The organism is Antarcticirhabdus aurantiaca (assembly GCF_009765365.1).
GTDB lineage: Bacteria > Pseudomonadota > Alphaproteobacteria > Rhizobiales > Rhizobiaceae > Antarcticirhabdus > Antarcticirhabdus aurantiaca.
Genome location: NZ_VTOM01000006.1, coordinates 66,320 through 91,705 on the forward strand (window position 1 = coordinate 66,320; position 25,386 = coordinate 91,705).

Genomic DNA, 25,386 nt, shown 5'->3' on the forward strand with positions numbered 1-25,386 from the left:
CGGGCCCGCAAGGGGTCCGGCCCGGCTGATCAACCGCCTCGGGGCGCGGGGATGGCGTCGCCGACCGTCGGGGTGACGGCTCCCCCGGCGACGTCTGCCGGCCCCTCGACGGGGAAGAAGGTGTAGGACAGCGTGATCGCCGGCAAGCTCTTCAGCTCCGGCACGGTCGCGACGTCCGGGTCGACGAAGAAGACGACGGGCATGTCGACCTCCTCGCCGGGCTTCAGCGTCTGCTCGTTGAAGCAGAAGCACTGGATCTTGTTGAAGTAGACGCCGGCGAGCGGCGGCGACACGTTGAAGGTCGCGCTCGCGGTGACCGTGCGATCCGAGTCGTTGCGGACGCGGTAGGCGATCTGCCGGGTTTCGCCGAGCTTCACGCGCACCTCGCGCTCCACCGGCCGGAAGGTCCAGGGCACGCCGGGAGACGCGTTGGAATCGAAGCGCACCGTGACGCTGCGGTCGGAGAGCGTCGTCGTGTTGGCCTCGGCGCGCTGGGTCGTGCCGCCGTAGCCGGTGACCTGGCAGAACAGCTCGTAGAGCGGGACGGCGGCGTAGGACACGCCGACCATGCCGAGCGCGAAGGCGGCGCAGGCGACAGCGACGGTGACGTCGCGGCGCATCGAGCGCGGCGGGGCGGGATCGCGCGTCATGAGGACCAGCCGCTCGTCATCTTGGCGAGCGAGACGAAGTAGAAGATCACGACGAGCGCCACCAGGAAGAGCCCGATGGCGATGGAGCGGCGGCGACGCGCCTTGGCCTGCGCGGGCGTGAGGGTGACGCGATCGTCGTCCATCTCAGCCCCCGATCAGCGGCAGGCCGAGCCCGCGCGCGAGGAGCGCCTCGCACAGGAGGATGGCGAAGAGCGCGAAGAGATAGAGGATCGAGAAGCCGAACAGGCGCTTGGCCGGCACCATGGCGGCGTCGCCGTCGGCCATGCGGTAGACGGCGAGCGCGTGGCGCAGGAAGTTTGCACCGAGAAGGATCGAGGCGACGCCGTAGACGGGCGAGGCGAAGCCGAGGGCGAAGGGCGCGATGCCGACCGGTACGAGCACGAGGCTGTAGAGGAGGATCTGCAGCCGCGTCGCTTTCTCGCCGGAGACGTTCGGCAGCATGGGCACGCCGGCCGCGCCGTAGTCGCGCATCTTGAAGAGCGCGAGCGCCCAGAAGTGGGGCGGCGTCCAAAGAAAGATGATCAGGAAGAGGGTAACGCTCTCCACCGTCACGTTGCCGCTCGCCGCGGCCCAGCCGACCATCGGCGGGAATGCGCCGGCGGCCCCGCCGATCACGATGTTCTGCGGCGTCGAGCGCTTCAGCCACATCGTGTAGATGACGGCGTAGAAGAAGATGGTGAAGGCGAGGAAGCCGGCCGCGACCCAGTTCGAGGCAAGACCGAGGGTCATCACCGACAGGAGCGAGAGCGCGACGCCGAAGGCAAGCGCCGATTCCGGCGCGACGCGGCCGGTCGGCACCGGGCGCTTGGCGGTGCGGGTCATCAGGCGGTCGATGTCGGCGTCGTACCACATGTTGAGCGCGCCGGCCGCGCCCGCCCCGACGGCGATCGACAGCATGGAGATGAAGCCGAGCACCGGGTCCAGCGTCGCCGGCGCCATGGCATAGCCGGTGACCGCGGTGAGGAGCACGAGCGACATCACGCGCGGCTTCATGAGCGCCAGGAAGTCTCCGGGCTCCGCCAGGCTCACCGTCGCGCCCGCGGCGCGGCCGTCGTCGATCTCGATCAGGCTCAACTCGTCACCTTGAACAGGAGTGCCGGGCGAAGGATCCGCCCGGTTCTTTCGGGGAAGGGTGCGGCGCCATCGATGGCGGCCGCTTCCGGAACGGGCCCGGCGCGACGGCCGGGCCTCCTATGGGCGCCGGGATCAGCGGACCCGCGGCAGCTGCTCCCACTGGTGGAAGGGCGGCGGCGAGGACAGCTGCCACTCGAGCGTGGTCGCGCCCGCGCCCCAGGGGTTCGCGCCGGCGATCCGCTTCTTCTGGAAGGCCTCGTAGATGCCCCAGAGGAAGACGAGGACAGCGAAGCCGGAGATGTAGGAGCCGATCGAGGAGACCATGTTCCAGCCGGCGAAGGCCTCGGGATAGTCGACGTAGCGGCGCGGCATGCCGGCGGCACCCAGGAAGTGCTGCGGGAAGAAGACGAGGTTCACGCCGATGAAGGTGATCCAGAAGTGCGCCTTGCCGATCGTCTCGTTGTACATGTAGCCGCTCATCTTCGGGAACCAGTAGTACCAGGCGGCGAAGATGGCGAAGACGGCGCCGAGCGACAGCACGTAGTGGAAGTGCGCGACGACGTAGTAGGTGTCGTGGAGGTAGCGGTCCACCGAGGCGTTGGCGAGCTTGACGCCCGTGACGCCGCCGACGGTGAACAGGAAGATGAAGCCGATCGCCCAGAGCATGGGTGTGCGGAACTGCATCGAGCCGCCCCACATGGTAGCGATCCAGGAGAAGATCTTGATGCCGGTCGGCACCGCGATCACCATGGTCGCGAACATGAAGTAGCGCTGCGTGTTGAGCGAGATGCCGGTCGTGTACATGTGGTGCGCCCACACCACGAAGCCGACGACGCCGATGGCGACCATGGCATAGGCCATGCCGAGATAGCCGAAGACCGGCTTCTTCGAGAAGGTCGAGATGATGTGGCTGACGATGCCGAAGGCCGGCAGGATCAGGATGTACACCTCGGGGTGGCCGAAGAACCAGAACAGGTGCTGGTACAGGATCGGGTCGCCGCCGCCCTCGGGCGCGAAGAAGGTCGTGCCGAAGTTGCGGTCGGTTAGGAGCATGGTGATCGCGCCGGCGAGAACCGGGAGCGACAGGAGAAGCAGGAAGGCGGTGACCAGCACGGACCAGGCGAAGAGCGGCATCTTGTGCAGCGTCATGCCGGGGGCGCGCATGTTGAGGATGGTGGTGATGAAGTTGATCGCGCCCAGGATCGAGGACGCGCCCGACAGGTGCAGCGCGAAGATCGCGAGGTCGACGGCTGGACCGGGATGTCCGGAGACCGAGAGCGGCGGGTAGAGCGTCCAGCCGGTGCCGGCGCCGTGCGAGCCGGGCGCGCCTTCCACGAACATCGACAGGACGAGCAGCGGGAAGGAGCAGGCGAGCAGCCAGAACGAGATGTTGTTCAGGCGCGGGAAGGCCATGTCCGGGGCCCCGATCATGATCGGGATCATCCAGTTGGCGAAGCCGCCGATCAGAGCGGGCATCACCATGAAGAAGATCATGATGAGGCCGTGGCCGGTGGTGAAGACGTTGTAGACGGCCGGGTCGGAGAAGATCTGGAGCCCGGGCTGCTGGAGCTCCATGCGCATCGCGACCGAGAGCGCGCCGCCGAAGACGCCCGCGCAGATCGCAAAGATCAGGTAGAGCGTCCCGATGTCCTTGTGGTTCGTCGAATAAACCCAGCGGACCCAGCCGTGCGGCTTGTGGTCGTGGTGGGCGTCGTCATGTACGGCGCTGGTGGCCATGGTGCGAGGCTTCCCTGATGAGGTCCGTCAGCGGGCGGCGACGGCGACGCCGCCCCGAGCCGTCTCGATCGACGCGTTGAGCTGGGCGTTGGCGCCCGCCAGATCGGTGCCGGCGGCGGTGTACCACTGCTGGAACTGCTCCTTGGACACGACGCGGATGGCGATCGGCATGTTGTAGTGGCTCTGGCCGCAGAGCTCCGAGCACTGGCCGTAGAAGATGCCTTCGCGCTGCGGATTGAAGAAGTACTCGTTGATGCGGCCCGGGATGGAATCGACCTTCACGCCCATGGAGGGCATGGCGAAGGAGTGGATCACGTCCGCGGAGGTCGACAGGAGGCGGATCTCGGTGTCGACGGGAACCACGAGCTCCTGGTCGACGGCGAGGAGGTGCGGGTACAGAACGCGGTCGACCTTGCCCGAGGCCTCGCGGTCGTCCTCGCCGAGCGGATAGGAGCCGAAGGACACGTTCGGTGGCGTCTCGGCGCCCGGCTCGGGCAGCGCGGCCGGCTGGTACTCGTACTCCCAGTACCACTGGTAGCCCGTCGCCTTGACCGTCATCTCCGGCTCGCGCGGCGGATTGTACTGCGCGGTGAGGAGCTGGAAGGACGGGATGGCGAGGCACACGAGGACCAGAACCGGCGCGACGGTCCAGATCACCTCGATCACCGTGTTGTGGCTGGTGCGCGAGGGCGTCGGGTTGCGATGCTCGGCGAAGCGGACGATCACGTAGACGAGGAGCGCGGCGACGAGGATCGTGATCGGGACGATGAACCAGAGCGTATAGTTCGAGAACCAATGGATCTGGGACTGGATCGGGGAGACCGCCTCCTGGAGGTCGATCTGCCAGGGATGCGGCTGACCGGGCGGAAGCTCCTCCGCCGATTGCGCCAGAGCCGCCCCGGCCGAGCCGAGAAGGGCCGCTGCCCCGAAGAAGGATCGTCTCACCAATGCTCTCTCCTGTCGCGCGCGGACCGGCCGCCTCGCCCTCGTCCCTTTCGCGCACGGGCGCGCGGCTCGCGAAGCCGCGGAGGCGCCGGTGGTGCGTTGGGGTCCCGCCCGGCTTCAAACCACGAAAAAGCCGGTTTCGCAACATTCCAAACTAGCGCACATCTTGCGACAGAAAGGCGCCTCCGGCGACGGCTTGCGGGAGAAAACCTTTGGACGTCAATGGTTTCTTCGGGCCACAGCGGAGCGTCGCCGTTTGGCCGACGAGCCTTGGACTGGCGCGAGGCCGTTCGAACAGGGCCTCGAAGCCTCCTCGTAACCATTCATTCGCCATGAGGCTGCAGAAGCTTGTGGCACCTCTTCGATTCGGAAAGCCGAGATGCCGCTCCTCCTTTCTCGCCACGTCGCACGGTCGGTTCGCGCCGCAGCCGCCGGCCTTCTCGCTCTTCTCGCGGCCGCCGCGCCGGCCACGATCGCCCGCGCGCAGTCCGACGTCACCGGGACGGTGCGCTCGCAGCACGGGGCCTGGGCCGTCGTCTGCGACCAGCCGCCCGGGGCGTCGAGCGAGCAGTGCGTGCTTCTGCAGCGCGTCGTCGACGAGGCGCGGCCGGAGATCGACCTGTCGGTGGTCGCCTTCAAGACGGCGGACGGCAAGGCCCGGATCCTGCGCGTGCGCGCCCCGCTCGGCGTCATCCTGTCGCCGCCGCAGGGCGGGCTCGGCCTCTTCGTCGACGGAAAGAAGTTCGGCTCGATCAACTTCCTGCGCTGTTATTCGGACGGCTGCTACGCCGAAACCTCGCTCGACATGATCGCCGACAACCAGCGCAGCGTCTCGCTCCTGGACGTCCTGTCGAACGGCAAGAGCGCGGTGTTCTCGATCTTCCAGACGCCGGAAGCGGGCATCGGCGTCGACGTCGACCTCACCGGCTTCAAGGACGGCTTCGCCGCCCTTCCCTGAGGCCGCATTGGCAGCGCGGGCGCGCGTGCTTATGTGCGGGCCTCCAGTTCGACGATTCTTGCTTGAAGTCCGAGGAGTCCCGCATGGCCGCGTCGCTGATCGAGCGCTTCGACATATCGCAGGCCGAGATCGAGGCGATCCTCGGCGAAACGCTCAAGAGCGCCGATGACGGCGAGCTCTTCCTGGAATACCGCGAATCCGAATCGCTCGGCTTCGACAACGGGCGCCTGAAGGGGTCGAGCTTCAACACGGCGCAGGGCTTCGGCCTGCGCGCGGTGTCGGGCGAGGCGGTCGGCTTCGCCCATTCCGGCGAGATGACGGAAAGCGGCCTGCGGCGCGCGGCGGACGCCGTGTCGGCCGTGCGCGCCGGGCGCTCGGGCACCTATTCGGAGGCGCCGCCGCGCACCAACCAGAAGCTCTACGGCGACGAGAATCCGATTCCGGCGCCGAGCTTCGAGGAGAAGGTACGCCTCCTCCAGGCCATCGACGCGCATCTGCGCGCGCAGGGCGAGGACGTGCGGCAGGTGTCGGTCTCGCTCGGCTCGCAATGGCAGGTCGTCGAGATCCTGCGCGCCGACGGGCACCTCGTGAAGGACGTGCGCCCGCTCGTGCGCATCAACGTGTCGGTGGTTTGCGGCGAGGGGTCGCGGCAGGAAACGGGGTCGTCCGGCGCCGGCGGGCGCACCGGCTTCGGCGAGTTCCTGGTTGAAGCCAACTGGAAGCGGGTCGCCGACGAGGCGCTGCGCCAGGCGCGCGTCAACCTTACCGCGGTCCCCGCGCCGGCGGGCGTCTTCAACATCGTGCTCGGCTCGGGCTGGCCGGGCGTCATGCTGCACGAGGCGGTGGGCCACGGGCTCGAGGGCGACTTCAACCGCAAGAAGACCTCCGCCTTCGCCGGCCTCCTGGGCCAGCAGGTTGCCGCCAAGGGCGTCACCGTCGTCGACGACGGCACGGTGGCCGAGCGGCGCGGCTCGCTCACGATCGACGACGAGGGCACGCCGACGCGCCGCAACGTCCTCATCGAGGACGGCAAGCTCGTCGGCTACATGCAGGACCGCCAGAACGCCCGACTGATGGGCGTCGCCCCGACCGGCAATGGCCGGCGCCAGTCCTTCGACTTCGCGCCCATGCCGCGCATGACAAACACCTTCATGCTGGGGGGCTCCTACACGCCGGACGAGATCCTCGCCTCGGTGACGGACGGCATCTACGCCGTGTCCTTCAACGGCGGCCAGGTCGACATCACCTCCGGCAAGTTCGTGTTCAACTGCACCGAGGCCTATCGGATCCGAAACGGCCGGGTGGAGGAGCCGCTGAAGGGCACGATGCTGATCGGCAACGGGCCGGAAGCGATGCACCGCGTCTCGATGGTCGGCAACGATCTCGCCCTCGATCTCGGCATCGGCATGTGCGGCAAGGCCGGCCAGGGCGTGCCGGTCGGCGTCGGCCAGCCGCACCTGCGCATGGACCAGGTGACGGTGGGCGGCACGGAGGCCTGAAGCGCGGGCGATCGCGGCACCGAAACTTCTCCCTTCTCCCGCTCGCGGGAGAAGGTCCCGGCAGGGGGATGAGGGGCCCGAAGGGCGGGCGAGACGCGTGGCTCGCCCTGGGGCGACGAAGGCGAAGGACGCTTCGCGACGCTGGTCTTTGCTTGGCCGCTTTCGCAGGCCGACACCCTCACCCGACCGGCTTCGCCGGCCACCCTCTCCCGCAAGCGGGCGAGGAAAACAGCGCCCTGCCGCCGATTGTCAGATCAAGCTCAACCGCCGTTCCTCACACCGCCGGCCAGTGGTGGTGGAAGGTGCCTTCCTTGTCCAGCCGCCGGAAGGTGTGGGCGCCGAAGAGGTCGCGCTGGGCCTGGATGAGGTTGGCCGTGCCGCGCGCCCGGCGGTAGTCGTCGAAGTAGGCGAGCGCGGCCGAGAGCGCCGGCACCGGCACGCCGGCGAGCGCCGCCTTCGCCACCACCCCGCGCAGCGCCCCCTCCCCCGCCGCGACGCGGCTCGTGAAGCTCGGCGCCTGCAGGAGGTTCACCACCGTCTCGCCCGTCTCGTAGGCCTTGGTGATGTCGTCCAGGAACACCGAGCGGATGATGCAGCCCGCCCGCCAGATGCGGGCGATCTCGCCGAGCGGCAGGTTCCAGGAAAAGGCCCGGCTCGCCTCGGCCATGGTGGCGTAGCCTTGAGCGTAGGCGATGATCTTGGCCGTTTCCAGCGCCGCCTCCAGCTCCGACAGGCCGACCTCGCCGGCCGCGAAGCCCGAGGGCTCGGTGGACACGCCGCCGTAGATCCTGGCGGCGGCGAGCCGCTCGTTCCGGCGCGAGGACACGCCGCGGGCCGACACCGCGGCTTCAAGCGTCGTCGCGCCGATGCCGAGCTTCTGCGCCTCGATCACCGCCCAGCGGCCCGTGCCCTTCTGCCCCGCCTCGTCGAGGATGACGTCGACCATGGCCTGGTTCGTCTCAGGGTCGACCTCCTTCAGCGTGACCGCCGCGATCTCGATGAGGTAGGAGGACAAGCCCCCTTCGTTCCAACGGCTGAACACCGGCGCCATCTCGGCCGCGGTCATGGTCAGGGCGTCGCGCATGATGCCGTAGATCTCGGCGATCATCTGCATGTCGGCATATTCGATGCCGTTGTGGATGGTCTTGACGAAGTGCCCCGCCCCGTCGGGTCCCAGCCAGGCGACGCAAGGCGAGCCCTCGTACTTGGCCGCGATCGGCTCCAGAAGCGGCTTCAGGCGCTGCCAGACCGCCTCGTCGCCGCCCACCATGATGGAGGGTCCGTGGCGCGCGCCGAGCTCGCCGCCCGAGACCCCCATGCCCACGAACAGGATGCCCGAATCCTTCAGCGCCGCGTCGCGGCGCACCGTGTCGTTGAAGTCGGCATTGCCGGCATCGATCAGGATGTCGCCGGGCGAGAGCAGCGGCACGAGGTGCTCGATCTGCTCGTCGACGGGGGCGCCGGCGTTCACCATGACGACGACGACGCGCGGGGCCTTGAGCGAGGCGACGAAGGCCTGCAGCGTGTCGGCGGGGGCGAGGCGGGACGCGAGCTCGGGATTGTCGGCGGGCACGCGCCGGGCTTTCTCGACCGTCCGGTTGAACAGGGCGACGGTGAAGCCGCCCTGGTCGGCGAAGTTCAGCGCCAGGTTCGCGCCCATCGTTCCCATGCCCAGAACGCCCAGATCGGCAACCGCTTCGCTCATCGTTCCACTCCCATCGGCTTCTGCCCCGGAGCGGCCCTTCCGGCCGGCTCCTCCGCTTCACTGACCTTCTATCCCCGCGCGCGACGCTTTGGCACCCCGTCGGCGCGAGCAATCCGCGCTTTACATATGAATAGATCGTTCGTATTTAGATGACGCGACGAGATCGGCTTGGGAGGGCACCGGGATCATGCGGCTTCACAACAAGCGCGTCTTCGTGTCCGCCGCCGGCCAGGGCATCGGTCGCGCCAGCGCGCTCGCCTGCGCCGCGGAAGGCGCAAAGGTCGTCGCGACCGACGTCAACGAGGCGGCGCTCGAAAGCCTCGCGGCCGAGAACGCGGCCATCGAGACGCGGCGGCTCGACGTCATGGACGCGGCGGCGATCGCGGCCTTCGCCCATTCCCAGGAGCCCTTCGACGGCATCTTCAACTGCGTCGGCTTCGTCCACAACGGCACGATCCTGGAGGTCGAGGACGCCGACTGGGACTTCTCCTTCGACCTGAACGTCCGCTCGATGTTCCGCGTGACCAAGGCGCTGCTGCCGGGCCTCCTCGACCGCGCCGACGCGAACGGCGACGCCTCGATCCTCAACATGGCCTCCATGGCCTCTTCGGTGAAGGGCTTCCCGAACCGCCTGCTCTACGGCACGACCAAGGCGGCGGTGATCGGCTTCACCAAGGGCGTCGCGGCCGACTACGTGCGCCGCGGCCTTCGCTGCAACGCGCTCTGCCCCGGCACGGTCGACACGCCCTCGCTGCGCGGGCGCATCGCGTCCGCCGCCGATCCCGTGCAGGCGGAAAAGGACTTCGTCGCCCGTCAGCCGATGGGGCGCCTCGCCACCGTCGACGACATCGCGCCCATGGTGGTCTTTCTCCTGTCCTCCGAATCGCGCTTCGTCACGGGCCAGGCCGTCCTCGTCGACGGCGGCGTGACGATCTGAGCGGGACGACGGAAATGTCCGCTCCGCTCCTCCAGATGGACGGGATCGACAAGTCCTTTCCCGGCGTGCGGGCGCTGCACCAGGCCCGCTTCGATCTTCGCGCCGGCGAGGTCCACGCCCTGATGGGCGAGAACGGCGCGGGCAAATCCACGCTGATGAAGATCCTGTCCGGCATCTACCAGCCGGACGCGGGCGAGATCCGGCTCGACAACAAGCCCGTCCAGGTGCCCTCCCCCCGCGCGGCGCAGGACCTCGGCATCGCGATCATCCATCAGGAACTCAACCTGATGCCGGACCTGTCGGCGGCCGAGAACATCTTCATCGGCCGCGAGCCGCGAAAGCGCCTCTCCTTCTTCACCGACGACGCCAAGCTGAACGCCGACGCCGCGGCCATCTTCGAGACCATGCACCTGAAGCTCGACCCGCGAACGCCGGTCGGCACGCTCTCGATCGCCAAGCAGCAGATGGTGGAGATCGCCAAGGCCCTGTCCTTCCGCTCGCGCGTCCTCGTGATGGACGAGCCGACGGCGGCGCTGAACGACGCGGAGATCGCCGACCTCTTCGCCATCATCGCGCGCCTCAAGGCGGAAGGCGTCGGCATCGTCTACATCTCGCACAAGATGGACGAGCTGAAGCGCATCGCGGACCGGGTCACGGTGATGCGCGACGGCGAGTACGTCGCGACCGTGCCGATGGCCGAGACGCCGGTGGAGCGCATCATCGCCATGATGGTCGGGCGCGCGCTCTCCGACGAGCGCCCGCCGGCGCCGGAGGAGAACGGCCGCGAGCCGCTCCTGGAGGTGCGCGCGCTGAACCGCGGCGCCGCGATCCGCGACGTGTCCTTCGCGGTGCGGCCGGGCGAGATCCTCGGCTTCGCCGGGCTGATGGGCGCGGGCCGCACCGAGGTCGCCCGCGCGATCTTCGGGGCCGACCCCCTGGATTCGGGCGCGATCCTGGTGCGCGGCAAGGAAATCGCGATCCGCCGGCCGCAGGACGCGGTGCGCGCCGGCATCGGCTACCTGTCCGAGGACCGCAAGCATTTCGGTCTCGCCACCGGCATGGACGTTCGCGACAACGTCGCCATGGCCTCGCTGTCGCGCTTCACGACGCCGGGCGGCTTCCTGCGCGAAGGCGCGATGTCGGAAACGGCCAAGCGCTACATCGCCCAGCTCGCGATCAAGACGCCCTCCGATCGGCAGGAAGCGCGGCTCCTGTCGGGCGGCAACCAGCAGAAGGTCGTGATCGCCAAGTGGCTGCTGCGCGACTGCGAGGTCCTGATCTTCGACGAGCCGACGCGCGGCATCGACGTCGGCGCCAAGGCCGAGATCTACAAGCTCCTGAACGCGCTGGCGGCGGAAGGGCGCGCGATCATCGTGATCTCGTCCGAGCTGCCGGAGGTGCTGCGGCTCAGCCACCGCATCGCGGTCATGTGCGAGGGGCGGCTCACCGGCGTCCTGCCCGCCGGCGCCTCGCAGGACGAGATCATGCGCCTCGCGACCCAGCGGGGCGAGACGAGCGGAGACACGCGCCCGAGCGCGGCCATGGGAGGACGGCGATGAGCTCGACCACGGGAACACCGGCAGGCACGGCGGCTCCGGGAGCCGCGGCCAAGGCGCGCTTCTCGGGGGCGCAGCAGCGGCTCCTCGCCTTCGCGAGCCTCATCGTCCTCGTGGTCGGCTTCTCGCTGGCTTCGCCGAACTTCCTGCAGACCTCGAACATCCTGGCGATCCTGCAGGCGACCTCGGTGAACGGCGTCCTGGCCGTGGCGGCGACGCTCGTCATCATCACCGGCGGCATCGATCTGTCGGTCGGCACGCTGATGACCTTCTGCGCCGTGATCGCCGGCGTCGTCCTCACCAATTGGGGCATGCCGCTGCCCGTCGGCATCCTCGCCGCGCTCGCGGCGGGTGCGGCCTCGGGCGTCTGCTCGGGCACCATCATCGCCAAGCTGAAAGTGCCGCCCTTCATCGCGACGCTCGGCATGATGCTGATCCTGAAGGGGCTCTCGCTCGTCATCTCCGGCACGCGGCCGATCTATTTCAACGCGACGCCCGGCTATACCGACATCGCGCAGGGGTCGCTCGTCGGAACGCTGATCCCCTCCGTGCCGCTGCCGAACGGCGTCCTGATCCTGTTTTTGGTCGCGCTCGTCGCGCATATCATCCTCAGGAAGACCATTCTCGGTCGCTTCACCTTCGCCCTGGGGTCGAACGAGGAGGCGGTGCGGCTGTCGGGGGTCAACGTCGATCGCTGGAAGATCGCGGTCTACACGCTCGCCGGCGGCATCTGCGGCGTCGCGGGCCTCCTCATCTCCTCGCGCCTCAACTCCGCCCAGCCGGCGCTCGGCCAGGGCTACGAACTCGACGCCATCGCGGCCGTCGTGATCGGCGGCACGTCGCTCTCGGGGGGACGGGGCACGATCGTCGGCACGCTGATCGGCGCACTCATCATCTCGGTTCTCACCAACGGTCTGCGCATCCTGTCGGTCGCGCAGGAATGGCAGACGGTGGTGACCGGCTCGATCATCATCCTCGCCGTCTACACGGACATGCTGCGCCGCCGGAAGGTGTGACGCGGGCGAGGAAAAACAGGCTCCCCGCAAGGGGTGAAACGGGAGGAAGACGCATGATCACCAGACGCAACGTTCTCGCCGCGCTCGCCGCCGGCACGCTGCTCGCCGCCACCGGGGGCATCGCCCTCGCGCAGGAGAGCGGGCAAAAGATGTACATCCCCGTCATCTCCAAGGGCTTCCAGCACCAGTTCTGGCAGGCGGTGAAGTCGGGCGCCGACAAGGCCGCGGCCGAGTTCGGCGTCGAGATCACCTTCGAGGGTCCGGACACGGAGTCCCAGGTCGACCGGCAGATCGACATGCTGGCCGCCGCGCTCGCCAAGCAGCCAACCGCGATCGGCTTCGCCGCGCTCGACAGCCAGGCGGCGATCCCGCTCCTGCAGCAGGCCAAGGACGCGAACATCCCCGTCATCGCCTTCGACTCGGGCGTCGACAGCGACATCCCGGTGACCACGGCCGCCACCGACAACGTCGCGGCCGCCGCGCTCGCCGCCGACAAGATGGCCGAGCTCATCGGCGGCAAGGGCCAGATCGCCCTCGTCGTCCACGACCAGACGAGCCGCACCGGCGTCGACCGCCGCGACGGCTTCACCAACCGCATCACCGAGAAGTACCCGGAGATCGAGATCGTCTCGACCCAGTACGGCGGCGGCGACCAGCTCCAGTCGACCGAGATCACCAAGTCGATCCTCCAGGCCAATCCCGACCTCAAGGGCATCTTCGGCGCCAACGAGGGCTCGGCGATCGGGGTGGTCAACGGCGCGCGCGAGCTCGGCCGGCAGATCGTGATCATCGGCTACGATTCGGGCGCCCAGCAGAAGCAGGCCATCAAGGACGGCGTGATGGCCGGCGCCATCACCCAGAACCCGGTCGGCATCGGCTACGAGACCGTCAAGGCCGCCGTCCAGGCCGCCAAGGGCGAGAGCGTGCCGAAGACGATCGACACCGGCTTCTTCTGGTACGACAAGTCCAACATGGACAGCCCCGAGATCGCGGCCGTCCTCTACGACTGAGACACCTTGTTCGGGGGCGGCCGGGCTCGTGCGCCGGCCGCCCCTTTCCTTTCGACGACCAGCCATCCGAGAGTTCCCATGAAACTCCTCCGCTTCGGCCCGAAGGGCGCCGAGAAGCCCGGCCTCCTCGACGCTTCGGGGCGCGTGCGCGACCTGTCCTCCCACGTCGAGGACATCGCCGGCGAGGCGCTGACGCCCGAGGGGCTGAAGCGCCTCGCCGCGATCGACCCGGACAGCCTGCCGCTCGTCGAGGGCGTGCCGCAGCAGGACCTGCGGCTCGGCGCCTGCGTCGGCCGGATCGGCAAGTTCGTCTGCATCGGCCTCAACTACGCCGACCACGCCGCCGAGAGCGGCCTGCCGATCCCGAAGGAGCCGGTGGTGTTCAACAAGTGGACGAGCGCGATCGTCGGGCCCGACGACGACGTCGAGATCCCGCGCGGCTCGGTGAAGACCGACTGGGAGGTCGAGCTCGGCGTGGTGATCGGCCGCGGCGGGCGCTACATCCCGGAGGACCGAGCGATGGACCACGTCGCCGGCTATTGCGTGATCAACGACGTGTCTGAGCGCGAGTACCAGATCGAGCGCGGCGGCGGGCAGTGGGACAAGGGCAAGGGCTGCGACACCTTCGGGCCGACGGGCCCCTGGCTGGTGACGGCCGACGAGGTGCCGGACCCGCAGAACCTGCGCCTCTGGCTCGACGTCGACGGCAAGCGCTACCAGGACGGCTCGACGCAGACGATGATCTTCACCGTCCGCCAGATCGTCTCCTACCTCTCGCAGTTCATGAGCCTCCAGCCCGGCGACGTGATCTCGACGGGAACGCCGCCCGGCGTCGGCCTCGGCCAGAATCCGCCGGTGTACCTCACCGCCGGGCAGGAGATGCGGCTTGGCATCGAGGGCCTCGGCGAGCAGCGCCAGCGCACCGTTTCCGCCTGATCCGCGCCACCCCACAAGCGACGAGCCCCGGCCCATGACGACGATCACCGGCATGCAGGTCCTCGACCTGCGCTTTCCCACGTCCCAGGCGCTCGACGGCTCGGACGCGATGAACCCGGACCCGGACTATTCCGCGGCCTACGTGATCCTCGAGACCTCGACGCCGGGGCTTGAAGGGCACGGCCTGACCTTCACGATCGGGCGGGGCAACGAGGTCTGTTGCGCCGCGATCGAAGCGATGCGCCACCTCGTGGTGGGTCTCGACATGGCCGCGGTCGCCGCAGACATGGGCGGCTTCTGGCGCAAGGTGACCTCCGACAGCCAGCTGCGCTGGATCGGGCCCGACAAGGGCGCGATCCATCTCGCGACCGGCGCGGTGGTCAACGCGGTCTGGGACCTGTGGGCCAAGATCGAGGGGAAGCCGGTCTGGCAGCTCGTCGCCGAGATGAGCCCGGACGAGCTCGTCGCCTGCGTCGACTTCCGCTACATCACCGACTGCATCACGCCGGCCGAGGCGGTCGAGATGCTGCGCGCCATCGAGCCGGGCAAGGCCGAGCGCATCGAGACGCTGCGCCGTGAAGGCTACCCCTGCTACACGACCTCGGCGGGCTGGCTCGGCTATTCCGACGAGAAGCTGCGGCGGCTGGCGAAAGAGGCCGTCGATGCCGGCTTCCGGCACGTGAAGATGAAGGTCGGGCGCGACCTCGCCGACGACATCCGGCGTCTCACCATCGCCCGCGAGGCGGTGGGGCCGGACGTCAACCTGATGATCGACGCCAACCAAGTCTGGGAGGTGGACCAGGCGATCGACTGGGTGAAGAAGCTCGCCTTCGCCAAGCCGTGGTTCATCGAGGAGCCGACGAGCCCCGACGACGTCGAGGGCCATCGAAAGATCCGCGAGGCCGTTGCCCCGGTGCAGGTCGCGACCGGCGAGATGTGCCAGAACCGGGTGATGTTCAAGCAGTTCGTCATGCGAGGCGCGCTCGACGTCGTGCAGATCGACGCCTGCCGGATCGGCGGCGTCAACGAGGTCCTGGCCGTCCTCCTGATGGCGGCGAAGTACAAGCTCCTCGTCTGCCCGCATGCGGGGGGCGTGGGCCTGTGCGAATACGTCCAGCACCTGTCGATGATCGACTACGTCGCGATCTCGGGCACCCGCGAGGGCCGGGTGATCGAATATGTCGACCACCTCCACGAGCACTTCAAGGATCCCTGCATCATCCGCGGCGCGGCCTACATGCCGCCGACCGCGCCCGGCTACTCGATCGAGATGAAGCCGGACACGCTGCGCGACTACCGCTTCCAGGCCTGAGGACACGATGGATCTCGAACTGACGGACAAGGTCGTCATCGTCACGGGCGGCGGGGCCGGCATCGGCGGGGCGATCACGCAGCGCCTCGCGGCGGAGGGCGCGATCCCCGTCGTGGTCGCCCGCTCGCCGCTCGACCCGGCTTTCGCGGACAGGCTCTCCGCGGCCGCCCCGATGGCGCGCTTCGTCCAGGCCGAGCTGACCGACGACGCGGCCTGCGCGGCGGCGGTGGCCGACACGCTCGACGCCTTCGGGCGGATCTACGGCCTCGTCAACAATGCCGGCGTCAACGACGGCGTGTCGCTCGAAGCGGACCCAGCGGCGTTCCGCGCCTCGCTGGAGAAGAACCTCGTCCACACCTTTGTCATGGCCCATCACTGCCTCGCCGCCCTCAAGGCGGCGAAGGGCGCCATCGTCAACATCTCCTCCAAGACCGCGCTGACCGGCCAGGGCGACACTTCGGGCTACACTGCCGCCAAGGGCGCGCAGCTCTCGCTGACCCGCGAATGGGCTGCCTCGCTGCGCCGCGACGGCGTGCGCGTCAACGCCGTGATTCCCGCCGAAGTGATGCCGCCGCTCTACGAGCGCTGGATCGCGACCTTCGAGGATCCGGACGCCAAGCTCGCCGAGATCACCCGGCGCATTCCGCTCGGAGGACGCATGACCACCGCCGAGGAGATCGCCGACACGACCGTCTTCCTACTGTCGCCGCGGGCCAGTCACACCACCGGGCAGTGGCTCTTCGTCGACGGCGGCTACACCCATCTCGACCGGGCGCTGGACTAAACACCAACGCATGGTCGCATCGCGCGCCCGATGCCGCAACGTGACCTTCATTTCTCGCCCGTAGTCTCGGCGCCGAACCGAGCCGGGGACAGGCGATGCGAAGGACGACGGCGTTCCGGAACTGGATGGCGATCAAGGACGTCCAGCCCGAGCTGGCGGTCGCCCAGTTCATGGGCCTCAGCCGGCAGGTGCCGCTGCTCTACGCGCTCCTGTCCGTCAACGCGGTCGCGGTCGCCTATACCCATGCCGACATGGCGCCGGCCTGGCTCACGACGATCGTGCCGGCGATCCTCGTCGTCCTGTCGACGCTGCGGTTCGTGTTCTGGATCCGGCACAAGGGCGAGGCCCCCTCGCCAGCGCGCGCCGTCGCCTTGCTGCGCCGCACGAGCGTGATCGCGGCGATCCTGGCCGGCGCCTACATCGCGTGGGCGCTGTCGCTCGGGCTTTACGGCGCGCGGGCCGAGCATGCCCATCTCGCCATCTTCATCTCGATCACCGCCGTCGGCTGCGTGTTCTGCCTCAGCTACCTGCCGCAGGCCGCCGTTCTCGTCGTCGCGATCATCTCGCCGCCCTACCTCGCCTACTACGTCGGCAGCTCGGACCCGGTCTTCATCGCCATCGCGCTGAACATCTTCCTCGTGACGGCGGTGATGCTGCGCGTCCTCCTGAACGCCTTCGCGGGGCTCGCCGCGCTCGTGCGCTCGCAGGCGGAAACCGAGCGGCTCGGGCGGGAGAACGCGCGCCTCGCCCACACCGACGCGCTGACGGGCCTGCCAAACCGACGCCTCTTCTTCGCCGAGCTCGACTCGCACATCGACAGCGCCGCGGAACAGAACCGCGCCTTCGCGGTCGGCGTCGTCGACCTCGACCGCTTCAAGCCGGTCAACGACACGTTCGGCCACCTCGTCGGCGACCGGCTCCTCGAGGCCGTCGCCGGGCGCCTGCGGGCGGCGGCCGGTCCGGACGCCCTCGTCGCGCGGCTCGGCGGGGACGAGTTCGGCCTCATCGTCACCGGCACGGGCTCGCAGGCGCTGGCCATCGCCCAGCGGGTCTGCTCGGCGCTGTCCGAGCCGTTCGACCTCGGCGAGGTCACGGTGACGATCGGCGCCACCTGCGGCCTCGCGACCCCGACCGGGGAGGGATGCACCGCCCACCTCCTGTTCGATCGCGCCGACTACGCGCTCTACAGCCTCAAGGCGTCGCGCCGGGGCGCCGCGGCGCTGTATTCCGCCGAGCACGAGCTGCGCCTTCGCTCCGGCCACGCGGTCGAGGCGGCGCTCCAAACGGCCGACCTCGCGGCCGAGATGGAGGTCCACCTCCAGCCGATCGTCCAGGCGGCGGCCGATGCCCCGACCGTGATCTCCGTCGAGGCGCTGGCGCGCTGGACGAGCCCGACGCTCGGGCGCGTGCGGCCCGACGTCTTCATCCCGGTCGCCGAGCGGACCGGAATGATCCACCGCCTCACCACCACGCTGTTCGGCAAGTCTCTCGCCGCCCTCGAAACTCTGCCGGACACGATCCGGCTCTCGTTCAACCTGTCGGCCCACGACCTCACCAATCCCAAGACCGTGCTCGGCCTCCTGTCCGCGATCCGCCGGTCGAGCGTCGCGCCCTCGCGCATCATCTTCGAACTGACAGAAACCGCCGTCATGCGCGATTTCGCGATCGCAGAAGCGTCGATCCGGCTCCTGCGCGCGCCCGGCGTCAGCTTCGCGCTCGACGATTTCGGCACCGGCCATTCCAGCCTGAACTACCTGCACCGGCTCCCGATCGACGCGATCAAGATCGACCGCAGCTTCGTGACCGGCGTCGCCGACGAGGCGGGCCGCACGCTGCTCGCGGCGATCCTGGCGCTCAGCCGGTCGATGAAGCTGGCCTGCGTGGCCGAAGGCGTCGAGGATGCGAGCCAGCTCGCGGCCCTGCGCGACCTCGGCTTCGACACCTTCCAGGGCTATCACTTCGCCATGCCGATGCCGCCGGCGCAGTTCCTCGCCAGCCTTCCGGCAAGCGCGGACAAGGACAGGCGAACAACAGGCGCGGCCTGACCGGCGCGTCAGCTTTCCGCGGGATCCGCTCCCCGCAGCCTCGACGCAAGGGCCGCGACCGCGGCGCGAAGGCGCTCCGCCTCGTCGGCGCGAAGGCCGGCCTGCTGCGCGATGCAGCGGGGAATCGCCTGACCGGCCTGCGCGAGGCTCCGTCCCGTCTCCGTCAAGCGAATGCGGACCTGCCGCTCGTCGGCGGCGTCGCGGCGACGCTCAAGGTGGCCGGCGGCCTCGAGGCGCTTCAGGAGCGGCGTCAACGTGCTGGATTCGAGCGACAGGGCCGCGCCGAGCTCGCCCACCGTGCGGTCGTCGCGCTGCCAGAGCAGCGTCATCACCAGGTATTGCGGATAGGTCAGCCCGATCGCGTCGAGATGCGGCTTGTAGATCCGGTTGAAGGCGTGGCCGGCCTCGTAGACGGCGAAGCACAGGAGCGCGTCGAGCGCCGTGCCGTCATCCGGATCGGAGGGTTGGTCGGCCATTGCGAGACTCCCGAAAGCGTGACGGGCACAAAATAAATCGCGCGCGATCGAATGCAAGCGGTTGACCAATTAGGATCTCACGCTCTATCAAATCGCACGCGATACAATCGCGATCGATATGAATTGCCGGCCCGGCCGGCTGAACGCGAAGGAAGCCCCCATGTCCGTCAACGTCCTTTACCGCGCCACGGCGCGTGCCACCGGTGGCCGCGACGGCCGCTCCGCCACCACCGACGGCGCCGTCGACGTCAAGCTGACCACCCCCAAGGAACTCGGCGGCGCCGGCGGCGACGGCGTCAATCCCGAGCAGCTCTTCGCCACGGGCTATGCCGCCTGCTTCCTCGGCGCGATGAAGTTCGTCGCCGCGCAGGACAAGACCAAGCTGCCGACCGACGCCACCGTGACCGCGACGGTGGGCATCGGGCCGCGCGCGGCGGGCGGCTTCGGGCTTGCCGTGGACCTCGTCGTCGACCTGCCAGGCGTCGATCCCGCCACGGCCGAGACGCTGATCGAGAAGACCCACCAGGTCTGCCCCTATTCCAACGCGACGCGCGGCAACATCGAGGTCACCTCCACCCTCGCCTGAGCCGCGCACGCGCCGGGGGCGGACGAGCCGGCCCGTCCGCCCCCGCGAGAATTTTCGACGCGCAAGCCCTGCGCATCTGCCGGCGCGCCTTACATCGCCGGGACAAGCGTCCCGAGGTGAACCGAAGACCCCATGTCCGATCCGAGCGAGACAGGCGCGCCGCCCATCGACGCGCCGGGGCGACCGGCCGCCGCGGTCGCCCCGCGCCGGGACGCGGCGACCGCGGCGGCGGAGCCGAGCGCGACGGATCCTTCACGCGAACCGGCCGACCCGCCTCCTCCCCCGGCCGATGACGCGACAGGCCTGACCATGCCGCGTGGCCGGGCACTGCTCTACTGGTGCGCCTCGCTCGTCTTCGGGATCACGCAGGGCCTCGGCATCAACCTCGTCACCGCGAACCTGCCGGCCCTCCAGGGCTATTTCGGCGTGACCACGGTGGAAGCCTCGGCGGTGACAGCCGCCTACTACGCGACGAGCGCCACGGCTTCGCTCGTGCTCTTCAAGATCCGCTTCCAGTTCGGCCTGCGCATCTTCGCCGAGCTCGGGCTCGTCCTGTTCATCGTGGTCCAGGCCGCCCACCTCCTCGTCAACGACATCCCCTCGGCCATCGCGGCGCGGGCGGTGCTCGGCCTCGTCGCCGCGCCGCTCACCTCGATCGCCATCCTCTACGCCTTCGAGCCGCTGCCGCAGGCGCGGCGCTTCACGCTGGGTCTGTGCATTGGCCTTGCCGGCACGCAGTTCGCGGCGCCGATCGCCCGCATCATCTCGCCCGACCTTCTCCAGGCCGCGGGCGACTGGCATGGGCTGTACCTCTTCGAGATCGGCCTCGCCTGCCTCTGCCTGCCGCTCCTCTACCTCCTGCCGCTGACCCCGCCGCCGCGCATGGTGCTGTTCGACCGGATGGACATCGTCACGCTGCCCCTCCTCGCGCTGGGCTTCGGACTGGTGGTGGTGGCGATGACCTTCGGGCCGATCCTCTGGTGGACTTCGGTGCCCTGGATCGGGGTCTGCCTGGCGCTCGGCATCCTCTGCCTGACGGTGGTGGTCGCGGTGGAGCTGAACCGGGCGCGGCCGACGATCAACCTTCGCTGGATCTCGACCTACGACATCCTGAGCCTGGCCGGCGCGCTGCTCGTGTTCCGCTTCCTGCTGTCGGAGCAGACCTTCGGCATCGTCCAGTTCCTGCGCCTCTTCGGCTTCACCAACGAGGGGGAGCAAGCGCTCTTCCGCGTCATCCTCCTGTCGACGGCCGCGGGCTTCGCCACCAACGCGCTGATCCTGAAGCCCGGCCGCGAGCCGGCGATCCACATGGCGGCGCTCGCCCTCATCGCCTTCGGCGCCTTCGCCGACGCCCAGGCGACGAGCCTCTGGCGGCCGGAGCAGTTCATGACGAGCCAAGCGCTCATCGGGTTCGCGGGCGGGCTGTTCCTGCCCTCAGCGCTGATGGCCGGCATGCGGCGGGCGATCATCCACGGGGTTCCCAACCTGATGAGCTTCCTGATCGTCTTCGCCGCGACGCAGTCGGTGGGCGGCCTCGTGTCCGCCGCCGCCCTCCAGAGCTTCGTGACGGTGCGCACGCAGGCCCAGCTCCAGCACATGGGCGCGGCGATGCCCGGCACCGAGCCGCTCGTGGCGGGCCGCATCGCCCAGCTCGGCGCGGGCTACGCGCCGGTGCTGCCCGATCCCGCGCTCGCCCAGGCGCAGGGCTTCGCCAGCCTCAGCCAGAGCCTCGGCCTCGAAGCGCAGGTCGCGGCCTATCGCGACACCTTCGCGCTGGTGGGCTGGGTGGCGCTCCTCGCTCTCGCCTTTCTTCTCGTCAACTCGCTTCTGGCGGCCGTTCGGGCGCGCGGCGATCCGGCGCCGGCGCCCGAAAGCTCGCCGCCCGCCGCAGCCCCCTCGCCCCGATCCCGTCCCGCCTGACGCAGCCTTTCAGGAGACGCCATGGCCGCTCCGGCCTTTCTTCGCTCGTCCACCACCCTCGCGGCCCTCGCCGTCGGCGTCGCGGGCGTGCTTCTCGTGCTCCATGCCTGGAATCTCCCGCCCTTCGCGTCGAGCGTCCAGACCACCGACGACGCCTATGTCCGGGGCGCGGTGACGGTGATCGGCTCGCAGCTCGCCGCGCCCGTCGCCGCCGTTCACGTCAAGGACTTCCAGGCGGTGAAGGCGGGCGACCCGCTTCTCGACCTCGACGACCGGATCTATCGCCAGCGGCTCGCCCAGCAGGCGGCGAACCTCGCCGACGCGCAAGGCTCGCTCGCCGGCTTCGACGCGCAGCGCGCGAGCGCGCAGGCCGAGGTCCAGGTGGCCGAGGCGCAGCTTCGCAACGCGCAGGCCGGCCTCCAGGGCGCGCAGACCGCGCGCGCCCGCGTCGCCCCGCTCGTGAGCGAGAACTTCGCCAGCGAGGCCCAGCGCACCGAGGCCGACGTCGCCGTGGCGCAGGCCGAGGCGAGCGTCGCGCAGGCCGAGGCCTCGATCGCGGCGGCGCGCCAGCGGGTGGAAACGGTGGAGCGCAGCCGCGCCAACCTCGAAGCCGCGGTGCAGGGGGCGGAGGCCGCCCTGCGCCTCGCCGAGATCGACCTCGCCAACACCCGCATCACCGCCCCCCAGGACGGCCGTCTCGGCGAGGTACGCATCCGAAAGGGGCAATACGTCGCGGCCGGCACGCAGCTCGTCTCGCTGGTGCCGCCGGAAGTGTGGGTGATCGCCAACTACAAGGAAACGCAGGTCGCCGGCATGGCGGTGGGCCAGCCCGCCACGGTCCGCGTCGACGCGCTCGGCCGCGCCGCGTTGGAAGGGACGATCCGCTCCTTCTCGCCGGCGACCGGCTCGGAGTTCAGCGTAATCCGCACCGACAACGCCACGGGCAACTTCGTGAAGATCCCGCAGCGCGTGCCGATCCGCATCGAGTTCGAGCCCGACCAGGAGGCGGTCGCCCGCCTGAGCCCCGGTCTTTCGGTGGTGGTGAGCGTCGACGTCGCGGCGCAGGCCACGCCCCAGCCTGCGGTGCCGGTCGACCCTGCGCGCTGACGGGGCGCCGTCAGCGCAGGTGCTGCATGAACTCGTCCATCGGCATCATGTTGTGGTGGAGGTTGGCCATGATCCAGATCGAGCCGAGAACGACGAGGGCGACGATCAGGACGCCGAAGGCGAGCGCCAGGATGTTGTTGAGGTTGTCCGGCCCGGTCGTCACGTGAAGGAAGAAGACGAGGTGGACGCCCATCTGGGCGATGGCCAGCACCACCAGTGCCGAGATGATCGCCGGCTGGTAGATGAGATCGCTCTGGGCTGCGAGAAACGAGGCGCCGGTCAGGAGGAGGGCGAGGCCGTAGCCCAGCGCGTAGCCGCGAAGGCCGCTCGCGACCTCGCCGGTGTTGATCCGCTCCTCGCCGGGCGCCGAGCCGCCGGGCTGTCCGAAGTCCTGGTCCAGGCTGCTGTCGCTCATCGGCCCGCTCCCATGAGATAAACGATCGTGAACACGGCGATCCAGACGATGTCGAGCGCGTGCCAGAACAGGTTGAAGCACAGAAGCCGGCGCAGGATGTCGGGCCGGAAGCCCTTGAACCAGAGCTGCGCCATCATCGTGCCGAGCCAGAGAAGGCCGACCGAGACGTGGAGGCCGTGCAGCCCGACCAGGGCGAAGAAGGCCGACAGGAAGGCGCTGCGGCCGGGGCCGGCCCCCTCCCCGATCATCTGCGCGAACTCGTCGACCTCCAGGTAGATGAAGGCGGCACCCAGAAGCCCGGTGACGAGGAGCCACCCTTGCGTCCACACCATGTCGCGCCGCTCGGTGGCGAGACTCGCCAGGCCGCAGGTGAAGCTGGAGGTGAGGAGCAGGAAGGTCTGGAGCGCGACCCGCCAAAGCTCGAAGAGGTCGGCGCCGGACGGCCCGCCCGCAGTCTCGCCCGACAGGACGGCATAGGCCGCGAAGAAGGCCGAGAACATGATGATGTCGGAGAGGAGGTAGATCCAGAAGCCGTAGCCGGTGACCACGATCTTCGAGGCCATGCCGCCTTCGCGGTGGCTGCCGACGCCGGCCCCGTGGCCGGCATGGCCGTGCCCGAGATTGTAGGGATCGTGGCCGGCCGTGGTCGCGCCGATGTGCCGGGGATCGCCCGATGCGGTGGTGGCGCTCATGCGGTGCGTCCTCCGTGCTCGGCGAGCCAGGCCTGGGCCGCCGCGCGGCGCTCGCGCTCGGCCTCGACCACCGTTTCGAGCGGGACTTCGTATTCCACCTCGTCGCGCCAGGCGAAGACCACGAAGGTCGCGTAGGCGCCGACGAGGCCGAGAACCGCCAGCCACCAGATGTGCCAGATCAGGGCGAAGCCGATGAGGGTCGAGAAGAAGGCCGTGACGAAGCCGGTCGGGCTGTTGCGCGGCATCTCGATCGGCTTGTAGTCCGGCTCCTCCCCCAAGGACTGCGAGCGGATCGCCGACTGCTTGATCGACCAGTAGGCCTCCTCGTTCTCGACGTCGGGGATCACCGCGAAGTTGTAGGGCGGCGGCGGCGAGGGCGTCGCCCATTCGAGCGAGCGGCCGTCCCAGGGGTCGCCCGTCGTGTCGCGCAGCTCGTGGCGGCGCCGGATCGAGACGACGAGCTGGACGACCTGGGCCGCCACGCCGCCGATCATGACCACGACGCCGGCGAGCGCCACCATCAGCCAGGGCTCCCACTGCTCGACCTCGATGTGCTGGAGACGGCGCGTCATGCCCTCGAGGCCGAGGATGTAGAGGGGCCCGAAGACGAGCACGAAGCCGAGAAGCGTCAGCCAGAAGGCGACCTTCCCCCACCATTCGTCGAGGGTGAAGCCGAAGGCCTTGGGAAACCAGTAGGTGTAGCCGGCGAACAGGCCGAACAGGACGCCGCCGATGATGACGTTGTGGAAGTGGGCGACGAGGAACAGCGAGTTGTGGAGCATGAAGTCGGCCGGCGGCACCGCCAGGAGCACGCCCGTCATGCCGCCGACGACGAAGACGAGGATGAAGGCAACCGACCAGAGCATGGGCGTGGCGAAGCGCAGCCGCCCCCCGTACATGGTGAAGATCCAGTTGTAGACCTTCACCCCGGTGCCGACCGCGATCACCGAGGTCGCGATGCCGAAGGCGGCGTTGACGTTGGCCCCCGCGCCCATGGTGAAGAAGTGGTGGAGCCAGACGGTGAAGGACACGACCACGATGAACAGGGTCGCGGCCACCATCGAGCGGTAGCCGAAGAGCGGCTTGCCGGAGAAGGTCGCGAAGATCTCGGAGAAGATGCCGAAGGCCGGCAGGATCAGGATGTAGACCTCCGGGTGTCCCCAGGCCCAGATGAGGTTGACGAACATCATCATGTTGCCGCCGGCCTCGTTGGTGAAGAAGTGGAAGCCGAGGTAGCGGTCGAGGGTGAGCATCGCGAGCGTCGCCGTCAGGATCGGGAAGGCGGCGACGATGAGGAGGTTGGCGGCGAGCGAGGTCCAGCAGAACATCGGCATGCGCAGGAGCCCCATGCCGGGCGCGCGCATCTTCAGGATGGTGGTGACGAGGTTGACGCCGGACATCAGCGTGCCGACGCCGGCGACCTGGATCGCCCAGAGATAATAGTCGACGCCGACTCCCGGCGAATAGTCGAGCTCGGAGAGCGGCGCGTAGGGCAGCCAGCCGGTCCGGGCGAACTCGCCGACGACGAGCGAGACGTTGACGAGGAGCGCGCCGGAGGCCGTCAGCCAGAACGACATCGAGTTCAGCGTCGGGAAGGCGACGTCGCGGATGCCGAGCTGGAGCGGCACGACGAAGTTCATCATCCCGACCACGAAGGGCATGGCCCCGAAGAAGATCATGATCGTGCCGTGGGCCGAGAAGATCTGGTCGTAGTGGTCGGGCGGAAGAAAGCCCTCCGCGTTCACCGCCATGGCCTGGTGCGAGCGCATCATGATGGCGTCGACGAAGCCGCGGATCAGCATCAGGAGGGCGAGCGCGATGTACATCACCCCGATGCGCTTATGGTCGACGGAGGTGATCCATTCGCGCCAGAGATAGGGCCAGAAGCCCTTGACGGTGATCCAGGCGAGAACGCCGAGGACGCCGAGGCCGATGATTCCGGCCGCGACGAGCGGGATCGGCTCGTCGAAGGGGATGGCGGACCAGTCGAGCTTGCCGAGCATGT

The 25,386-nt window shown here is 69.1% G+C and carries 23 protein-coding genes; 13 read left to right on the top strand and 10 right to left on the bottom strand.

The genetic code is table 11. The features are described 5' to 3' along the window. Positions 1 to 29: 29 nt before the first annotated feature. The 5 genes from FZN60_RS08735 to coxB form a co-directional block, all read right to left on the bottom strand. Positions 30 to 650 carry a cytochrome c oxidase assembly protein gene (locus tag FZN60_RS08735; RefSeq protein WP_158873093.1) on the bottom strand — a complete coding sequence of 207 codons (621 nt, stop codon included), beginning with the start codon at positions 648 to 650 and terminating at the stop codon, positions 30 to 32. Then, positions 647 to 793, bottom strand: coding sequence for a cytochrome c oxidase system small membrane protein (locus tag FZN60_RS08740; RefSeq protein ID WP_158873094.1), 147 nt, complete (start codon positions 791 to 793; stop codon positions 647 to 649). Before FZN60_RS08740 ends, FZN60_RS08735 begins: the two co-directional genes overlap by 4 nt. A 1-nt stretch (position 794) precedes the next feature. Beyond that, positions 795 to 1,745: a heme o synthase gene (cyoE, locus tag FZN60_RS08745; protein WP_158873095.1), complete on the bottom strand. Its 951-nt coding sequence runs from the start codon at positions 1,743 to 1,745 to the stop codon at positions 795 to 797. Positions 1,746 to 1,877: 132 nt separating this feature from the next. Then, on the bottom strand, positions 1,878 to 3,482 hold the full coding sequence (ctaD, locus tag FZN60_RS08750; RefSeq protein ID WP_158873096.1) for a cytochrome c oxidase subunit I: 1,605 nt from the start codon (positions 3,480 to 3,482) through the stop codon (positions 1,878 to 1,880). Positions 3,483 to 3,509: 27 nt separating this feature from the next. Then, positions 3,510 to 4,427: a cytochrome c oxidase subunit II gene (gene coxB / locus FZN60_RS08755; RefSeq protein ID WP_246726670.1), complete on the bottom strand. Its 918-nt coding sequence runs from the start codon at positions 4,425 to 4,427 to the stop codon at positions 3,510 to 3,512. A gap of 379 nt (positions 4,428 to 4,806) precedes the next feature. On the opposite strand from coxB, the gene FZN60_RS08760 reads away from it, so the two are divergent. Both FZN60_RS08760 and tldD read left to right on the top strand, forming a co-directional pair. Next, positions 4,807 to 5,385: an invasion associated locus B family protein gene (locus FZN60_RS08760; protein ID WP_158873098.1), complete on the top strand. Its 579-nt coding sequence runs from the start codon at positions 4,807 to 4,809 to the stop codon at positions 5,383 to 5,385. An 83-nt stretch (positions 5,386 to 5,468) separates the two neighbouring features. Continuing rightward, positions 5,469 to 6,884: a metalloprotease TldD gene (tldD, locus tag FZN60_RS08765; protein ID WP_158873099.1), complete on the top strand. Its 1,416-nt coding sequence runs from the start codon at positions 5,469 to 5,471 to the stop codon at positions 6,882 to 6,884. Between the two features lie 274 nt (positions 6,885 to 7,158). On the opposite strand, the gene gnd is transcribed toward tldD, so the two are convergent. After that, complete coding sequence (gene gnd / locus FZN60_RS08770; protein WP_158873100.1) at positions 7,159 to 8,589, bottom strand: NADP-dependent phosphogluconate dehydrogenase; 1,431 nt, start codon at positions 8,587 to 8,589, stop codon at positions 7,159 to 7,161. A 187-nt stretch (positions 8,590 to 8,776) separates the two neighbouring features. Here gnd and FZN60_RS08775 point away from each other — a divergent pair, with 187 nt between their 5' ends. From FZN60_RS08775 to FZN60_RS08810, 8 genes are all read left to right on the top strand, one after another. Then, positions 8,777 to 9,526, top strand: a complete 750-nt coding sequence (locus tag FZN60_RS08775) for an SDR family oxidoreductase (protein ID WP_158873101.1) — start codon at positions 8,777 to 8,779, stop codon at positions 9,524 to 9,526. 14 nt (positions 9,527 to 9,540) lie between these two features. Then, entirely contained in the window at positions 9,541 to 11,085 is a 1,545-nt protein-coding gene (locus FZN60_RS08780; RefSeq protein ID WP_158873102.1) for a sugar ABC transporter ATP-binding protein, read from the top strand. Then, the gene (locus tag FZN60_RS08785) at positions 11,082 to 12,098 is read left to right on the top strand and encodes an ABC transporter permease (RefSeq protein ID WP_158873103.1); all 1,017 of its coding nucleotides are present in this window, start codon (positions 11,082 to 11,084) and stop codon (positions 12,096 to 12,098) included. Before FZN60_RS08780 ends, FZN60_RS08785 begins: the two co-directional genes overlap by 4 nt. 53 nt (positions 12,099 to 12,151) lie before the next feature. Further along, positions 12,152 to 13,108, top strand: a complete 957-nt coding sequence (locus FZN60_RS08790; protein ID WP_158873104.1) for an ABC transporter substrate-binding protein — start codon at positions 12,152 to 12,154, stop codon at positions 13,106 to 13,108. A 78-nt stretch (positions 13,109 to 13,186) separates the two neighbouring features. Next, a complete protein-coding gene (locus FZN60_RS08795; RefSeq protein ID WP_158873105.1) occupies positions 13,187 to 14,044 on the top strand; it encodes a fumarylacetoacetate hydrolase family protein in 858 nt (285 codons plus the stop codon). 34 nt (positions 14,045 to 14,078) lie between these two features. Beyond that, positions 14,079 to 15,356, top strand: a complete 1,278-nt coding sequence (locus FZN60_RS08800; RefSeq protein ID WP_158873106.1) for an L-fuconate dehydratase — start codon at positions 14,079 to 14,081, stop codon at positions 15,354 to 15,356. 7 nt (positions 15,357 to 15,363) lie between these two features. Beyond that, a complete protein-coding gene (locus FZN60_RS08805; protein WP_158873107.1) occupies positions 15,364 to 16,140 on the top strand; it encodes an SDR family oxidoreductase in 777 nt (258 codons plus the stop codon). Between the two features lie 95 nt (positions 16,141 to 16,235). Next, on the top strand, positions 16,236 to 18,185 hold the full coding sequence (locus FZN60_RS08810) for a putative bifunctional diguanylate cyclase/phosphodiesterase (protein WP_158873108.1): 1,950 nt from the start codon (positions 16,236 to 16,238) through the stop codon (positions 18,183 to 18,185). Between the two features lie 8 nt (positions 18,186 to 18,193). Here FZN60_RS08810 and FZN60_RS08815 read toward each other — a convergent pair whose 3' ends face one another. Further along, entirely contained in the window at positions 18,194 to 18,661 is a 468-nt protein-coding gene (locus tag FZN60_RS08815) for a MarR family winged helix-turn-helix transcriptional regulator (RefSeq protein ID WP_158873109.1), read from the bottom strand. Between the two features lie 160 nt (positions 18,662 to 18,821). Here FZN60_RS08815 and FZN60_RS08820 point away from each other — a divergent pair, with 160 nt between their 5' ends. The 3 genes from FZN60_RS08820 to FZN60_RS08830 all read left to right on the top strand — a co-directional run bounded on the left by FZN60_RS08820 (position 18,822) and on the right by FZN60_RS08830 (position 22,274). Next, positions 18,822 to 19,247, top strand: coding sequence for an organic hydroperoxide resistance protein (locus FZN60_RS08820; protein ID WP_158873110.1), 426 nt, complete (start codon positions 18,822 to 18,824; stop codon positions 19,245 to 19,247). A 132-nt stretch (positions 19,248 to 19,379) separates the two neighbouring features. Next, complete coding sequence (locus FZN60_RS08825) at positions 19,380 to 21,167, top strand: MFS transporter (RefSeq protein ID WP_158873111.1); 1,788 nt, start codon at positions 19,380 to 19,382, stop codon at positions 21,165 to 21,167. A 21-nt stretch (positions 21,168 to 21,188) separates the two neighbouring features. Further along, positions 21,189 to 22,274: an HlyD family secretion protein gene (locus FZN60_RS08830; protein ID WP_158873112.1), complete on the top strand. Its 1,086-nt coding sequence runs from the start codon at positions 21,189 to 21,191 to the stop codon at positions 22,272 to 22,274. A 10-nt stretch (positions 22,275 to 22,284) separates the two neighbouring features. Here the strand turns inward: FZN60_RS08830 and cyoD are convergent, their stop codons facing one another. The 3 genes from cyoD to cyoB are packed head-to-tail and all read right to left on the bottom strand — an operon-like array spanning position 22,285 to position 25,384. Further along, entirely contained in the window at positions 22,285 to 22,689 is a 405-nt protein-coding gene (gene cyoD, locus FZN60_RS08835; RefSeq protein WP_158873113.1) for a cytochrome o ubiquinol oxidase subunit IV, read from the bottom strand. Beyond that, entirely contained in the window at positions 22,686 to 23,381 is a 696-nt protein-coding gene (cyoC, locus tag FZN60_RS08840) for a cytochrome o ubiquinol oxidase subunit III (RefSeq protein ID WP_158873114.1), read from the bottom strand. The genes cyoD and cyoC overlap by 4 nt, the downstream gene beginning before the upstream one ends. Next, entirely contained in the window at positions 23,378 to 25,384 is a 2,007-nt protein-coding gene (gene cyoB / locus FZN60_RS08845; RefSeq protein ID WP_158873115.1) for a cytochrome o ubiquinol oxidase subunit I, read from the bottom strand. Before cyoB ends, cyoC begins: the two co-directional genes overlap by 4 nt. Positions 25,385 to 25,386 lie beyond the last annotated feature (2 nt).